This is a genomic window from Companilactobacillus kedongensis (genome assembly GCF_003946625.1).
GTDB lineage: Bacteria > Bacillota > Bacilli > Lactobacillales > Lactobacillaceae > Companilactobacillus > Companilactobacillus kedongensis.
This window is the reverse complement of the sequence record NZ_RHOR01000014.1, coordinates 41,233-57,074: the sequence shown is the minus strand read 5'-3', so window position 1 is coordinate 57,074 and position 15,842 is coordinate 41,233. Positions and strand designations below refer to the sequence as shown.

Sequence of the window (15,842 nt, the reverse complement as noted above, 5' to 3'; positions counted from 1 at the left end):
CCAGACGAATCAAATCATATTGTAATGTCACAAGAACAAGCAGTAATTAATCCAAGTTGGTCAATTCACTGTGGTGTTGGTACAACAAATTATGCATTTATCTGGGCAATGTGTGGTGAGAACCAAACATATGACGATATGGATGCAGTTGCAATGGACGAATTAAGATAAGACATTAAAAGGGAGTCCTTGGGACGCCCCTTTTTTTATAAGGAGAGGGTAAGCATGAGTGAAGTAATTACAATTGGAGAACCATTAGTTATCTTGGCTTCAAAAGATATGGATAAAAAATTAGAAGATGTTAAAACTTTCCAACGTCTTCTTGGTGGAGCAGAATTAAATGTTTCTATTGGTATTAGTCGTTTAGGACATTCAGTTCAATATATTTCTCAAGTTGGAGATGATCCATTTGGTAAATATGTTAAAAAAGAAATTAATGGTCATAATGTCGGAACTGACTATATTCTCGAAGACAATGAACATTGGACAGGACATCAAATTAAACAATTAGTATCTAGCGGAGATCCTGATACTTATAATTACCGTAAAAATTCAGCCGCATCATATTTGAATGCTGACGTTGTAGATAAAATTGATTTAAGTGATGTTAAGTTTGCACATATGTCAGGTATTTTCCCAGCAATCTCAGCCACTGCCGAAGATACATTTAGAAAGTTATTTAAGAAATTGATCGATAATAACGTAAAAACAACTTTTGATCCAAACTTGCGTCCACAATTATGGGCTAGTGAGGATGTTATGCGTGAGACAATCAATGATTTAGCTGGAATGGCTAATATTGTGCTTCCTGGTATTAATGAAGGAAAAATTTTGATGGGTAGCTCAGATCCTGAAGAAATCGCTGATTTTTATCTTAAAGGTGAACAAACGGAAACAGTCATTGTTAAAGTTGGTCCAGATGGTGCCTTTGTTAAAAATAAGGATGGTGAAACATTTACTGTTCGTGGTTTCAAAGTTGATCATGTTGTTGATACTGTCGGTGCTGGTGATGGATTTGCCTTAGGCGTTATAAGTGCTTTGCTCGAAGGGAAACCCTTGAAATCAGCAGTTCTACGTGGTAATGCCGTTGGAGCGTTACAAGTTCAAACGCCTGGTGATAATGACGGTTATCCAACTCCAGATGAATTAAAAGCTTTCTACGAAAAAGAGAGCGTAACAGAATAAATAAAAAGATGACTATTTTGAGATTTATCAAAATGGTCATCTTTTTATATGGTGGCAATTATTTTTCCTACTAGACTATGTTGTTTTAATTTTTCTAATCCTTTGGGAATATCTTGAAAATCAATAACTTCAGAAACCATTGGATCAATAATATTGTTAGAAACCAGTTTAACTAGTTCGTCTTCCATGATGCCAATATCATTTAATTGAGATTCGTTATTGCTTTGGTGTACGCCTCCGAGATTCAAGGTTAAGATACTTTGACCTTTAGAACGTAGATCATAGTTACTTACATCGGGAGTATTTAAGATGGTAACTAATCCGCCATTGTAAGCCAGACGATTTAGATCATCTTGTACGGTCGATCCACCGACGGGGTTGATAATTAGGTCAACACCAAGGTTATTTGTAACCTTATTTATCACTTGATCAATATTCTCACTATGATAATCAATAACATAGTCGGCACCCAACTTTTTTGCAAATTCAATTTTATGTTTTGATACTGTCGTTATAACGGTCAATCCTGAATGCTTTGCTAGTTGAATATCCATACCGCCGACACCGCCGGCACCAGCATGAATCAAGATATTCTTTTTTCTGGCCAAGCTTAGTTTTCGATATATCGCCTGATAGGCAGTCAAACCACTACAAAGTATAGCCGCAGCAGATTCAAACGATACATTTTACGGAATTCTTGTAATGATATTTGATTTTGCCTTGGCGAATTCTGCGAATGTGCCATCTACACATAGATCACCATGAAAGAAGACGCGTTCTCCAATTTTAAAATTCTTGGGATTATCAACTCCAACTTTAAAAATTTCACCGGCTCCATCTAATCCTAGAATATGTGGGTATCTCCATTTAGGATTGTGACCTTCGGCAAGTTTATAGTCGACAGGATTTAAAGCTACAGCATGAATTTTAACTAAAACTTCGTTTCCATTGATATTTGGTAATGGCATATCAGTTAATTTAATTTTGTTGATGCCTTTTTCAGAATTCTTTTGAATGGTCAGTGCCTTCATGATTAGATACCTCTCTTTAATAATATTATGTCACAATATTTATTTATTTAAGATAAGGTAGTAAATAAAAACTTGTTTTATTTATTAGATTACTTTATATTATTTAGTAATAAAGTACTCAATAATATTTAGTAGAGGTAATTTAATGAACACAATGGATATTTTTATTTTCAGATCCATTAATAATTTGGCCGGTATTAAAATTCTTGATCCAATGGGAATTTTTTTGGCACGTTATTCTGTTTATGTGTTAGCAATATTTTTGATTTTTAAATGGATTCAAAAACGTAATGATGATAAGTATCGAGTGGGTCTTTTGATATCTATTCTGACGGCATTTAGTTCCGAATTGGTTGGTAAGTTGATCGCTGGAAAATTGTATTATCACACACAGCCCTTTACTGTTCTGAATGATGTCCATCAGTTGATCCCTAAAAATGTTGGGAATAGTTACCCTAGCGATCACACGATAATTTTCTTTAGCTTTATGATCATTTTATTTTTAATAACAAAAACTTGGAGTCGCTATAATTATTTAGTTATTGCAGTATTAGTAGCATTGTCGAGGATCTTTGTTGGTGTTCATTATCCGTCAGATGTATTGGCCGGTATGATGATCGCCATAATAATGGGGAATATTTGGTATCAAGTTTTTATTAATTCACAAATTATGTACTCATTTGTTGATAAATATAATAGGATGGAAAAGAAAATCACTAATAGATTAGGGTTTGAATAGTAATTACATTTTTTCTTGTGTAGAATTGTCAGTGAGAATATAGATAGAGGAATCAAACTGATGAATAAAGAGATGTTAAAAGGAACCATCGATTTACTGATTCTATCAGTTCTAAAAGAGAATGATAATTATGGTTATCAAATATCTAAAGTTATAACTGATATATCAGGCGAAACTTTTGAAATTCAAGAAGCAACGCTGTACTTAGCGTTGAAACGATTAGAAAAGCAAGAATGTATTGAATCATATTGGGGTGAACAGTCTCACGGTGGTAAGAGGAAATACTATAAAATAACTCATCAAGGTTTATCACAATTAACATCGTTAAAAAAGGACTTTAATAATCTGTCTGATATTGTCAAAAGATTTATATGAGGTGTTATTAAATGGAGTATTTTTCAATGAAACAAATTAGCTATAAGTCGATATTGGCGATTTCCGCGATACTATTTTTTATTTGCTACTATTTAGATACAGTTATTGACCCTTCGAAAACCGAGTCAGTCTTTGTTGCCGGGTATATGTTTGCTATTATGCTGGCAGCTTTTTGGTCGATTTTGAATTATATAGATCATTTGCGGATCAATCCACTATATAAAAGCTATCATTCTATAGAAGAGTTTATTAGTGATCTATCAGTATCGTTAGATGAGAAAAATGAAATTGAGACGATGATGATCGACTATGTTTCTGACCAAAAGAAATTAGGGAATGATGAGAATCGGGCTATAAAAGATATTATTCAACAATTCAAGCGTGGTGAATTAACGGAGAAAGATATTTTCTTTGTTCATATTCATAAATATTTGCTTGGGTTAGGCTTAATTCTTTTAGCGATAACTGGCGTAATTTATTTGTTAGGTGTCCTTAGTTCAGTCTTTCAAGATAAGTTCTTTATCGTCTTGGAAATTACGAATCTCTGTTATGCATTAGGATTCTACTTGTCATTTTTTATGTACAATATTCTGAATAAAATACTGATCAGAAAATAGTTGTCATTAGTACACTTTAATAATTTAAATGATATAATCTAGTCTAAATAAGGAGGAGTCGAATGCTCACATTAATGGCGACAAACACCGCTAGTAGCGCACCTTTGTTGATAGCGATTGGAGTAGCAATTTTAGTTATTATTTGGCTACTTATTAAGACCGGAGCGGCTTTATTACGACATCCGATCATCGGAATAATCTTAATAGTATGTGGTTTTTTGGGACTGTGGAACTTTTTCATCGTCGGAATTGGTGTCATTGTCGGCGGGATAGTCTTCCTAGTCCTAACATCATTTTTTAATAATTAGTATAAAAATCATATCGAATAGATATGATTTTTTTTATTGCCACAACGTCAATCGGATTATTTATTAATTCATGGTACTCTATTATTGATAACGGGGGCAAATTATATGAGGAAAATAAGTGGTGCACAGATATTTGGCTGGATATTTTTTTGGGTCAATAATTTGGCGATAGTTGCAGTGACAATTATATCTTCAACAAATCCGAATGATCCGACTATTATTCCACATGATTTTCTTTCAGCTAGTTTTGCATTGGGAATGTTTATATTCTTTGTGGTTTTTATACAAGGGATGGCAGGTGTGGCAATAAAAAGGCTGCATGATGAGAGTTATTGGTCGATCGTACTATTAATAATTGGAATCTTTTTCAATTGGTTCTATGTTGTTTCGGCAATCTGGGGTATGTCATTAAATCAAAAATCAGGTGACACTAAATAATTAATAGAATGGTAAACTAAATTTGGGGCAAAAATTATGGGCAATAGTAAAGCACAAATAAGTGGTTGGATCGCTTTATGGCTAACTAATCTATGTATAGTAAGTATCACTTTAGTTTCTCTGATCCATCCTAAATATAGAACATCGATCCCGTATGACACAGCATCAACTATTTTGGCAATTATTATTTTGATATTAGTTATTATTGTTCAAGTTGTAGTAGGATTTGCAATAAAAAAGTTACATAAAAATATTTACTGGCCAGTTGTTTTATTTGCAATTGGTTTGATCAGTAACTGGTTATATTTAATACCTGCTATCTGGGGTATGATCTTGAACAAGCAAAAAGCTGACGAAATTTGATTCGTCAGCTTTTTATTATGCTCTAATTTTAGAATGTTTATATGAATAACCGAAGTAAACACAGAGTCCGATAGCAAACCAAACGATAAATCTTAGCCATGTTTCCCAGTTTAATCCAACTACTAGCATGATACAGAAGAGAATGGCAATGATTGGTGTAACTGGTACCCATGGTGCTCTGAATCCACGATGGATTTCTGGATGCTTGTGTCTCATCCAAAGAACACCGGCTGAAACAAGGATAAATGCGGTTAGAGTACCAATATTAACAAGTTCAGATAGAATATTTAGGTTAACGACACCAGCGGCTAAGGCAGTGATGATACCGAAGAACCATGTACCTTTATAAGGTGTTTGATGTTGTAAACTGACATCACCAAAGAACTTAGGAAATAGTCCGTCACGAGACATTGAGTAAGTGATTCTTGATTGTCCATATAGTTGCACTAGGATTACGGTTGTCATTCCTAGAATAGCTCCAATGCTGACAATGATACTCAACCATGTTTGACCAGTTGCTTTTAATACTGCCAAAATTGGTGCATCAAGGAACTTTGCAAAAACGGTGTATTTAACGACACCAGTCATGATCAAAGTCATAACGATATATAGAACAGTAGAAATTCCTAGTGAGTAGAGAATACCTCTTGGAAGAGTTTTACTTGGGTTGACTGTTTCTTCAGCGCTGGAAGATACAGAATCAAATCCGATAAATGAGAAGAAGACAATTGATGCTGCTGGAATTACTCCTGAAGCTGTACCATTGTGGAATGAGTAAATTCCGTAAGGTGTGAATGGTTTCCAATTTTGAGGTTTTACGAACCAAACGGTACAAATAATAAATAACAGAATAACAGCTAATTTAATTACAACCATAGTATCGTTGACACGTTTTGTCTGATTGATACCCATTGCAATGATGCAAGTAATTAGAATTACGATCAAAAATGCTGGAAGATTAAAGTAAGTTTTGACACCGGGAGTAGTCCCAGCAGCTGCAGTTAAAGCACTCGGAATATGAATCCCTAAATTACTCATCAGATTGACAAAATAACCTGACCAACCAGCAGCAACTGTGGCAGCTCCTAAGGCATATTCCAAAATTAAATCCCAGCCTATAATAAATGCAATGATTTCACCAAATGAAATATAGGAATATGTATAGGCTGATCCGGCAACGGGTGCCATAGAAGCAAACTCGGCATAGCATAATCCAGCAAAACCACAACAGATAGCTGCGAGTAAAAAGGATAATGCTAGTGAGGGACCGGTCGTTAAAGCACCTTTGCCAGTTAGAACAAAAATACCAGTTCCGATGATAGCGCCGATCCCCAAAAAAGTTAGATCCCATGTATGGAGAGTTCGTTTCAAGGGGGAAGTTCTATTAAGCAATTCATTAATGTCTTTTTTTTCAAATACATTCATGAAGCAACACCGCCTTTGTTTTATTGCCGATAGTTTAAGGCCTCATAATTTATTATTCCAGAATAATGAATTTCTATAATTGAAAAAAATATTTTGTAAAAGTGAATAAATACTTTTCTACCGCCGAGGAAAGATAGTTGACAAATGTACCTCATTAGAATAAAAATGATCATTGTATTCGTTTTCAAACGAGAAATATCTCGTTAATTTCAGAGAGAGAAAGTGGAATTATGACAAAAATGATCGCAGGACAAGCTTTAGTAAAAGTTTTAGAAGAGTGGGGAGTAAAGCAAGTCTATGGTATTCCAGGGGGATCAATCAATCATACCGTTGAGGGATTGTATTTAGAGAAAGATAATATTAAATATATCCAAGTGCGTCATGAGGAAGTTGGTGCTATTGCTGCATCGGCTGACGCTAAGTTCACAGGAAAGATCGGTGTAACATTTGGTTCAGCCGGTCCTGGTGCAACTCATTTGTTCAATGGTTTGTATGATGCAAAAATGGATCATGTTCCAGTTTTAGCTTTAGTGGGTCAAGTACCGCAAACAGTTATGAACACTAACTATTTCCAAGAAATGGATGAAACACCAATGTTTGAGGATGTATCGGTTTATAATCGTACCGTTACAACCGCAGAACAAATTCCATATGTTATTAATCAAGCAATCAGAGAAGCTTATCGTCAAAAGGGTGTAGCTGTTGTTACGTTACCCGAAGATTTAACTAATAAAGAGATTGATTATGTTTCACCTAAGACGCCAAAAGTTGTTGAAAATAATTTCTCACAAGTTATCAATGCAGCTGATGTTGAAAATACTTTAAAAATGTTAAAAGAAGCTAAACATCCATTAGTTTATGCTGGTCGTGGACTACTAGGTGCTAAAGATGTTTTGGAAAAGTTTGCAGAACAATTCAATTTGCCAATTATGAACACTGTTCCTGCAACTGGAGTTATTAGTACTGACCACCCTAACTTTATTGGTACTTTTGGACGTTTAGGAAGCAAGTCAGGCTTTGAAGCATTGCAACATGCCGATCTTATTTTGTTCCTTGGTTCAGAATTTCCATTTGCCGGATTCTGGCCTAAGGGTTTGAAGATCATTGAAGTAAACAATAATCCTTATGACATTGGTAAAACGGTTGATGTTGACTATGCAGTTATTTCTGATGCTAAGAGTTATTTGCAAGCCTTGATCGATACGGGTGATACAGTGCCAGCAGGTGATTGGCTAAAAGCCAACCAAGAAAACAAGAGAAATTGGGATAATTGGCTAGTTAAACTTTCAAAAGATGATAGTAAAGGTTTGAATCCTGAAACAGTTATGGCCAAAGTAAAAGAAATGGCTGGACCCAATGATACTTTTGGTGTGGATACAGGTAACGTTTCAGAATGGAGCGTTCGTGGATTACCAATGAACAAGAACCAACGTTTTGCTTTGTCAGGATTATTTGCCACAATGGGCTTTGGTTTGCCAGCAGGTTTATCAGGTGCATTGAGTGTTCCTGATGCCCAAAGCTGGTCATTTTCTGGTGACGGTGGATTCTCAATGGTCGCACCAGATTTAATCACTGAAGCACGTTACAAGTTGCCAGTAATTAATGTTGTATTCTCAAATGAAAGATTAGGTTTCATCTATTATGAACAAGTTGCCACTAAACAACATTTGTATGGTGTAGATTTAACTGGTGCTGACTGGGCCAAAGTTGCAGAAGGTTTAGGCGGAATTGGCTTCACAGTTTCATCAATCAAAGATGTTGATGAAGTATTTAAGAAAGTTCAAAAATTACAAGCAAACGGCAATGATAAGCCAATCGTTATTAACGCTGTGATTAAGCAAGATGATCCTGTTGCTACAGCTTTCATGCCACTTGATGAAAAATTATATGGCCAAGATGCAGTTGATGCATATTCTAAGAAGTATGGTATTGATGTGTCAGAACAACCATCATTAGGTGAGTTATTGAGATCTAAGGGTGACAATAAATAAAGTACAAAAAAAGATTGAATCCATTTGGATTCAATCTTTTTTTATCCAAAGTCCCCGGAGATGTAGTCTTCAGTGGCTTTGATTTCTGGAGCAGTAAAAATGTTTTTTGTTTGATTATATTCAATTATATGTCCCATGTGAAAGAAGGCCGTGTAATCACTGATTCGTGAAGCCTGTTGCATGTTGTGGGTCACGATAATTATCGTATAATTTTTACTAAGTAATTTGAGGGTTTCCTCTATTTTAGAAGTTGAAATTGGATCTAGAGCACTAGCCGGTTCATCCAGTAGTAGGATATCAGGATGCATGGCAATTGAACGAGCAATACAGAGACGTTGCTGCTGACCACCGGATAATGCTAAGGCACTCTTGTCAAGGTCATCTTTGACTTCATCCCAGAGGGCGGCATCACGCAAACTAGTTTCAAGGCGTTCCTGAAGTTCCTTTTTATCATTAATACCGTTATTCCTTAGTGCAAAAAGAATATTCTCACGTATCGACTTAGCAAAGGGATTTGGTCTTTGAAATACCATTCCGATGTGTCGTCTAACCTCATAAACATTGATGTTTTTGGAGTTTATATCAGTATTTCGATATAAAATTTTACCGTCGACTTGAGCAATTCGATCGTTCATTCGATTGAGACATCTTAAGTATGTGGATTTTCCTGAACCTGATGCTCCGATCAATGAAGTGATCTGGAAACGAGGAAAGTCTAAGCTAGCGTCAAAAATTGCATGGCTTTTACCATAATGAACTTGGACATTCTCAGTTGAAAGTGCAACTTCTTGTTCTATTTTACTGATGTATTGTTGATTAAAGTCATAAGTTTTCAAGCAGTTATCCTCACTTTGCGGCAGTCATTTTCTTAAATAGTTTGTTACCGAGATATCTGGCACCCAGATTAAAGATCAAGATAACGATGATCAAAACAGCTGATGATGCACTGGAAATAACGCTGGAATCTGGAGTAACACTCTCAGTATTAACTTTCCAAATGTGAACAGCTAAAGTTTCAGCAGGGCGCATAGGATTAAGAAAGCTTGTTTCAGTGAATAGATTCCAATTTCCATAGTCCACGCTAGGTGCACTTTGACCAGCCGTATAAATCAAAGCGGCGGCTTCACCGAAAATTCTTCCTGAGCAGAGGATCAATCCAGTCAATATCCCTGGCAGTGCCATTGGTAAAATAATTTTGGTGATGGTTTTCCAACCTGATAATCCTAGGGATGTACCAGCTTCTCTTTGAAGGTCAGGAACGCTACGAAGAGATTCTTCAATATTTCTAGTTAACAAAGGCAAGTTGAAGAATGTTAAGGCAATTGCTCCAGCTAAGATTGAAAATCCTAGATTAAGCTGGATAACTAGTAATAAGTAACCGAATAATCCAACAACAACTGAAGGTAGTGAACTCAAAACTTCGATCGAAGTTCTAATAATGTCAGTTATCCAATTATCTTTAGCGTATTCAGATAAGTAGATACCTGCACCTAAAGCAATTGGGAAAGAAATTATTAGAGCTAATACTAATAGGTAAAGAGAATTGAAAAGCTGATCTCGAACACCACCACCAGCACTAAATGATTGTGCCTCTGATGTCAGAAAATGCCAATTGATATCAGGTACTCCGTTATAGAGTATGTAACCAAGTAGAGCAACTAGAATGGCAACGACTATTCCGACTAGTCCATAGATCATTCCTGTGGCGAGTTTATCAGATTTTTTAGCGTTCATTTTTGATGTTACCTCGTCTTCCAATAAATCTAACGATCAAGTTGAATAATAGTGACATGAATAATAGAACTAGTGCAAGAGACCAAAGCGCATTATTTGGTAAGGTTCCCATAACTGTGTTTCCAATTTCTGTTGTTAATTTACTAGTTAAAGTTGAAGCCGGTGAAATTAAATTCTTTGGCATTAAGATTGCATTACCGATAACCATTTGAACGGCTAAAGCTTCACCAAAGGCGCGAGCCATACCAAAGATAACAGCAGTAAGTAGTCCCGGAGCGGCAGCTTTTAGGATTACTTTGTAAATTGTTTGCCAGCGAGTGGCACCTAATGCTAGGGATGCCTGGCGATAGTGCATGGGGACAGATTTAAGACTGTCAACTGACAATGAAGTTATAGTAGGTAATACCATAACGAATAAAACTAATGTCCCTGAAAGAATCCCAAATCCTGTTCCACCAAAGATTCCTCTTATGAATGGTACGATCAATGATAGTCCGATAAAACCATAAACAACTGAAGGGATACCGACTAGTAATTCAATAACAGGTTGCAAAAATTTTGCACCTCGCTTGTTGGCAATCTCAGTCATGAAGATAGCCGTTCCTATGGCAAAAGGCGTAGCTAGTAAAGCTGCTAAAATGGTAACGCTGAATGAAGTAACGATCATCGGCAAAGCCCCAACTTGAGGATTACCATATTTGTCTACATCACCAGGTTTCCAGTCTGATTGGGTTAAGAAATTCCAAAAGTTTACTCCGTTTTTGGTAAAAGTCGCGAGACCTTTAGAAGCAATAAAGTAGAGAATGCAGGCAACCAATAGAATGATCAAGCCAATGCATGAATAGCAAATAACTTTCCCAAAGTAGTCCTGACGTGTTGCTCGAGAACTTTTTTGTAATCTAGTTTGAATATCGTCCATGAAATCCTCCTGAGGACAGAAAAAAAGAACTTCGACTAATTAACTGTGGAGTCAAAGCTCTTTTTAAATTAATTATTTGTCTGTAACAGTTCCTTTTGCGTCTTTTTGTACTTTCATATCATTTGTACTGATGTAGCCCATGTCTTTAACAAGTTTCTTTTGAACATCATCAGACTTCATATAGTTGATAAATTTCTTTGTTGCATCTTTAGGATCACCCTTTGTATACATATGTTCGTATGACCAGATTTTCCATTTGTTATCAGCAACGTTATCGTCTGTTGGTTTAACGTCGTCGATCGATAGTGCTTCAACCTTGTCGTTGATATATGAGAAGGCTAGGTAACTAATAGCACCTGGTGTTGTAGAAACGATTTTTTGAACAGTACCGTTTGAGTCTTGTTCTTGTGACTTAACGGCTTTTTCCCCACCTAATACAGCTGATTCGAATGTAGCTCTTGTACCACTACCTTCAGCACGGTTAACAACGGTGATCTTTTCGTCTTTTCCACCAAGATCTTTCCAGTTAGTGATCTTGCCAGTAAAGATTTGTTTCAATTGATCCATAGTAACGTTTTTAACACCGGCATCTTTATTAACTACTGGTGCCATACCAACAACGGCAACTTTATGGTCAACAAGTTTCTTAGCGTCGATACCATCTTTTTGTTCGGCAAAGATATCTGAGTTACCGACCTTAACTGATCCATCTTGAACTTGGCTAAGTCCTGTACCAGAACCTCCACCTTGAACAGTAATATTGATCTTGCTGTTATCCTTTTGGAAATCACCGGCAGCTTTTTCAACTAATGGTTGAAGTGCAGTCGATCCAACGGCTGTGATCTTACCTGATACTTCAGATGAAGATGATTTAGTAGCACTTGAACTATTGCTACATCCAGTCGTGATCGCCATTAAAGCGCCTAGCGCAAGTAATGATGAAATAATTGTTTTCTTTTTCATAAAGAAACCCCTTAACAAAAAATATATTATTGCTCTGTTATCAAGCTCTTATAAAGTAACTTAAACTTATATTATTTTTGTCTATTTATTGTAAAGAAAGAGTAAATTTTGTATTTATCTTGTTGTATTAGCATATATAAAAATACAATGGATAATTTACGCTTATCAGGTGACCTAAATGAAATTATGCTGTTATAATCAATTTACTTGGCTGGCCATAGCTAATTATGAATGCTGGAAGGAAGTATTGGATGCGACCGTTGATATTGTTAAGCAACAGATTGCCTTTGTTCTTAGAAATTAACCGCTATTGTAATGGTCAAAATTGGTTTGTACACAATGTAATGGACCACGAGAAAGCAATTGAAATTGTAAATGAAAATGATGTTGCTGGATTGATCATAGATTTATCTACAATAGATATATCGTCAACAATTGAAACTGTTAAAACTTTACGTAACAAGATAACAGGACCAATAGTTGTAATAGCAAAGAAGCATGACAAGAAAGAAAAAGAGATCTTGTATGATTTGAAGATCGATGCATATTTCCTAGAGAAATTTGATTTTACGGAATTTATAGCCAAAATACGTCAACTCTTCTGGTTATACGATAAACTTCGTAATGATAAGCCAGAGCAACCAGAGTTAAAGAATGATAAGTTGATCAAATGCGATGACTTGTCAGTTGATTTCAAACATTATCGTGTTATACATGAGGGAAATGATATTGGGTTAACTCCCAAGGAATTTAGTTTGTTTTGGTATTTAATGCAGCATCGAGGCCAAGTACTCAGTCGTGATCAGTTACTTGAGGGCGTCTGGGGTTATGATGCTGCCGGATCGACACGAACAATTGATATTCATATTAGTCACTTGCGAGATAAACTAGAAGAAAATCCGCAGTCACCAACATGGATCAAAACAGTTCGAGGATTCGGATATATTTTAGATAATGATTATCCATTAGTTTCGGGAAATTAAAAAAAGCCAAGTCTAGCGACTTGGCTTTTTAAATACTCAAAATTAGTTTAACTTCATGCGGATCATTTTATCGATTTCGGCAACTATCAGAACGATGAATCCACCGATTACGGCAAATCCCCATTCTTTTAGTCCAATATTGCCAGTGTAGAAGACACCTTGCATGAATGGTACATAAGTTAAAATTAACTGTAGGATTATCATCAATCCAATAAATAGGAATGCCTTGGAATTAGAGAAAAAGTCTCTAGAGAAAGCAAGCTTTTTAGTTCTAATATTGAATAGGTAGAATATTTTACCAATAACTAAGACGTTGACCATGGTTGTACTTGAGATGACTTCACCAACGCCTTGAGCGTTAAGATATGCGTCAACGATCAGACTGACACCAGAAATCAAGATAGCCACGTAAGCCATTTGGAAAATATCGTGTTTGTTCATGAATTTGGCACCGGTCTTTCGAGGAGCTCGCTTCATGATACCTTCTTCTGCTGGTTCAAAAATTAAAGCAAATTGAATCGTAATCGCTGAGACCATATTGATCCAAAGCAATTGTGTTGGATGAAGAGGTATTTCACTCTTAGTAAGAACAGCGTACGCTACGATCAAACCTTCAGAGAAGGAGATAGGTAAGAGGTAAAGAATACTTTTCTTAATGTTATCAAAGATTCTTCGACCTTCTTTAATGGCTGTGGACATAGTAGCAAAGTTATCATCTGTTAAAACCATATCGGCTGAATCTTTAGCTACATCAGTACCTTTGATACCCATAGCTACACCAATATCTGATTTTTTAAGAGCAGGTGCATCATTGACACCATCACCAGTCATAGCAGTGACTTTATTGTTCTTTTGTAGAGCATCAATAATTTCAAGCTTGTTACTAGGAGTAGTTCTGGCGAAGACTTGATTACTATCAGCTGCCTGAATTTTTTCTTCATCGGTCAGTTGATCCCATTCAAGACCAGTAATAGCATTTATTTCGTCAGATAAACCTAATTGTTCACCGATTGCTTTGGCAGTAATAGCGCTGTCACCAGTGATCATTTTAACTTGAACACCAGCGTCGTTCATTACCTTTAGCGCATCGATGACTTCTTCTCGAGGTGGATCGATAATGGCAGCAAGTCCTAAGAAATTCATACCATTTGTGATCTGCTCGTGAGTTATCTCATTGATATTTTCAGGTACTTCTTCATAGCTAACTGCTATGACACGTTTACCTTGAGCTGAGTAAGTAGAGACTTTATCTAACCAATAATCGTAGTCGAAGTTTTTATCATTAGTCATTTTTAACAATTTATCTGGAGAACCTTTGGCAAATAAGAATTTTTTACCAGAGCTATCCTTAACTAATTTTGCCATGTATCGGTAGTCAGAATCGAATGGTAAAATATCCAATTCTGTATAATCGTTAACTGTTCCGAGAGCTTTTTGATAGAGGGTTAAGAAGGCCCCATCAGTTGGCTCGCCATTAATGATCCACTTATTATCTTCATATAGTAAGTCAGTATCATTAGCCTGGAATCCAGCCTCTAAAAACAGCTTTAGTTTAGGATCAATTTCTGCCTTTTGGTTATTTAAGTTAATTTGGCCGGTTGGTTCATAACCGGTTCCCGATACAGAATAAGTTTTATCATCAATCAAAATATCTGTAACGGTCATTTCATTTTTTGTTAAAGTACCAGTTTTATCTGTAGCCACAACGTCAACAGAACCCAATGTTTCAACTGCGGGTAAAGTTTTGACAATAGTGTTGTGATTCTTGGCCATATCGCTAACACCTTTTGCCAAAATAACTGAGGTCGTAGCAGGCAAACCTTCGGGGATGGCACCAACCATCATTGAAACAACGGCCAAAGTAAGAACTGATAATGAATAGGTTTCAAAGAACAAACCTATCAAGAAAATTACGATTGAAGCAAAGACAATAAAGTAGGATACGTTGGTACCCAGTCGGTCAATAACTTGAATCAATGGAGTTTTACGTTTTTTAACGGAGCTTACTTCTTGTGATATCTTACCGATCTCTGTTTCTTCAGCAGTCGCAATAACTAAACCAGAGCCACTACCATTAGTAACGGCTGTCGATGCAAAGGCCATATTAGTCTGTTCGGCTAAAGCCACTTTGTCACCAGTTAAGGCATCAGTAGTTTTTTCGACCGAGTTTGCCTCACCAGTTAAAGCCGATTCTTGAATGCGTAAGTTATCTGAGTCGACAATCCTAAGATCAGCCGGAACATTGTCACCAGCTTCCAAGAAGACTACATCTCCAACTACGATTTCTTCAGCAGGGATGTCTTTTCTGGCACCAGCACGATAGACAGTGGCATCAGTGGACAGCATTTCCTTGATCTTCTCTAAAGCATTTGAAGCGTTATTTTCTTGGTAGTAACCGATCAAGGCATTGATAATAACCACCATACCGATGATTATTGAGTCGGAATAATGTCCCATCAAGAGTGTGATCAGTGTTGCAGCCAATAGGACATAGATCACCATACTTTTAAATTGACGGAAAAAGATTTTCCATTTAGGTGTTTTTTTTGATTCCAATTTATTGGGACCAAATTTTTCAAGACGTGCTTTAGCGTCTTTTGATGTTAAGCCATCTTTGAAATCTTTAAGTTTTGTTTGTTTTTGTAATTCTTCCAAATTTTTTTGATAATATTTTTTATCCATTTTCATCTCCTGTTTTTTGTGTAAAAAAAAGACGGCTGCTTTAATATATAGCAGTGCGCCGCAAACAAACGTGATTAACTTTTAATGAT

Annotated in this window: 17 protein-coding genes and 1 pseudogene; 10 read left to right on the top strand and 8 right to left on the bottom strand. The window is 36.1% G+C overall.

The window, feature by feature from the left end:
- Both EKM60_RS08730 and EKM60_RS08725 read left to right on the top strand, forming a co-directional pair.
- Positions 1-171, top strand: a pseudogene (locus EKM60_RS08730) (5-deoxy-glucuronate isomerase); the annotation flags it as partial.
- A 54-nt stretch (positions 172-225) separates the two neighbouring features.
- Positions 226-1,185 carry a sugar kinase gene (locus EKM60_RS08725; protein WP_125714521.1) on the top strand — a complete coding sequence of 320 codons (960 nt, stop codon included), beginning with the start codon at positions 226-228 and terminating at the stop codon, positions 1,183-1,185.
- 44 nt (positions 1,186-1,229) lie between these two features.
- Here EKM60_RS08725 and EKM60_RS08720 read toward each other — a convergent pair whose 3' ends face one another.
- Positions 1,230-1,829, bottom strand: coding sequence for a zinc-binding dehydrogenase (locus tag EKM60_RS08720; RefSeq protein WP_164508374.1), 600 nt, complete (start codon positions 1,827-1,829; stop codon positions 1,230-1,232).
- A 42-nt stretch (positions 1,830-1,871) separates the two neighbouring features.
- Complete coding sequence (locus EKM60_RS08715) at positions 1,872-2,216, bottom strand: alcohol dehydrogenase catalytic domain-containing protein (RefSeq protein ID WP_125714517.1); 345 nt, start codon at positions 2,214-2,216, stop codon at positions 1,872-1,874.
- A gap of 154 nt (positions 2,217-2,370) precedes the next feature.
- Here EKM60_RS08715 and EKM60_RS08710 point away from each other — a divergent pair, with 154 nt between their 5' ends.
- The 6 genes from EKM60_RS08710 to EKM60_RS08685 all read left to right on the top strand — a co-directional run bounded on the left by EKM60_RS08710 (position 2,371) and on the right by EKM60_RS08685 (position 5,056).
- Complete coding sequence (locus tag EKM60_RS08710) at positions 2,371-2,955, top strand: undecaprenyl-diphosphatase (protein WP_164508373.1); 585 nt, start codon at positions 2,371-2,373, stop codon at positions 2,953-2,955.
- A 72-nt stretch (positions 2,956-3,027) separates the two neighbouring features.
- Positions 3,028-3,330, top strand: coding sequence for a PadR family transcriptional regulator (locus EKM60_RS08705; RefSeq protein ID WP_225427032.1), 303 nt, complete (start codon positions 3,028-3,030; stop codon positions 3,328-3,330).
- Positions 3,331-3,356: 26 nt separating this feature from the next.
- Positions 3,357-3,947, top strand: coding sequence for a hypothetical protein (locus tag EKM60_RS08700; protein ID WP_125714510.1), 591 nt, complete (start codon positions 3,357-3,359; stop codon positions 3,945-3,947).
- Positions 3,948-4,009: 62 nt separating this feature from the next.
- Positions 4,010-4,255, top strand: a complete 246-nt coding sequence (locus EKM60_RS08695; RefSeq protein ID WP_125714508.1) for a hypothetical protein — start codon at positions 4,010-4,012, stop codon at positions 4,253-4,255.
- A 105-nt stretch (positions 4,256-4,360) separates the two neighbouring features.
- Positions 4,361-4,693 carry a hypothetical protein gene (locus EKM60_RS08690; RefSeq protein ID WP_125714506.1) on the top strand — a complete coding sequence of 111 codons (333 nt, stop codon included), beginning with the start codon at positions 4,361-4,363 and terminating at the stop codon, positions 4,691-4,693.
- A 36-nt stretch (positions 4,694-4,729) separates the two neighbouring features.
- A complete protein-coding gene (locus tag EKM60_RS08685) occupies positions 4,730-5,056 on the top strand; it encodes a hypothetical protein (protein ID WP_125714504.1) in 327 nt (108 codons plus the stop codon).
- A 15-nt stretch (positions 5,057-5,071) separates the two neighbouring features.
- On the opposite strand, the gene EKM60_RS08680 is transcribed toward EKM60_RS08685, so the two are convergent.
- Positions 5,072-6,481 (bottom strand): amino acid permease, encoded by a 1,410-nt coding sequence (locus tag EKM60_RS08680; protein WP_125714502.1) that lies wholly within the window; start codon positions 6,479-6,481, stop codon positions 5,072-5,074.
- A 230-nt stretch (positions 6,482-6,711) separates the two neighbouring features.
- On the opposite strand from EKM60_RS08680, the gene EKM60_RS08675 reads away from it, so the two are divergent.
- On the top strand, positions 6,712-8,472 hold the full coding sequence (locus EKM60_RS08675; protein ID WP_125714500.1) for a thiamine pyrophosphate-binding protein: 1,761 nt from the start codon (positions 6,712-6,714) through the stop codon (positions 8,470-8,472).
- 41 nt (positions 8,473-8,513) lie between these two features.
- Here EKM60_RS08675 and pstB read toward each other — a convergent pair whose 3' ends face one another.
- From pstB to EKM60_RS08655, 4 genes are all read right to left on the bottom strand, one after another.
- A complete protein-coding gene (gene pstB, locus EKM60_RS08670; RefSeq protein ID WP_125714498.1) occupies positions 8,514-9,308 on the bottom strand; it encodes a phosphate ABC transporter ATP-binding protein PstB in 795 nt (264 codons plus the stop codon).
- Positions 9,309-9,318: 10 nt separating this feature from the next.
- On the bottom strand, positions 9,319-10,206 hold the full coding sequence (gene pstA / locus EKM60_RS08665; protein WP_125714496.1) for a phosphate ABC transporter permease PstA: 888 nt from the start codon (positions 10,204-10,206) through the stop codon (positions 9,319-9,321).
- Entirely contained in the window at positions 10,196-11,125 is a 930-nt protein-coding gene (pstC, locus tag EKM60_RS08660; RefSeq protein WP_125676325.1) for a phosphate ABC transporter permease subunit PstC, read from the bottom strand. Before pstC ends, pstA begins: the two co-directional genes overlap by 11 nt.
- A 72-nt stretch (positions 11,126-11,197) precedes the next feature.
- Positions 11,198-12,088 carry a phosphate ABC transporter substrate-binding protein PstS family protein gene (locus EKM60_RS08655; RefSeq protein ID WP_125714494.1) on the bottom strand — a complete coding sequence of 297 codons (891 nt, stop codon included), beginning with the start codon at positions 12,086-12,088 and terminating at the stop codon, positions 11,198-11,200.
- Between the two features lie 251 nt (positions 12,089-12,339).
- Here EKM60_RS08655 and EKM60_RS08650 point away from each other — a divergent pair, with 251 nt between their 5' ends.
- Positions 12,340-13,071: a winged helix-turn-helix transcriptional regulator gene (locus EKM60_RS08650; RefSeq protein WP_125714492.1), complete on the top strand. Its 732-nt coding sequence runs from the start codon at positions 12,340-12,342 to the stop codon at positions 13,069-13,071.
- A gap of 42 nt (positions 13,072-13,113) precedes the next feature.
- Here EKM60_RS08650 and EKM60_RS08645 read toward each other — a convergent pair whose 3' ends face one another.
- Positions 13,114-15,753, bottom strand: coding sequence for an HAD-IC family P-type ATPase (locus EKM60_RS08645; RefSeq protein ID WP_191988855.1), 2,640 nt, complete (start codon positions 15,751-15,753; stop codon positions 13,114-13,116).
- Between the last annotated feature and the right edge of the window lie 89 nt (positions 15,754-15,842).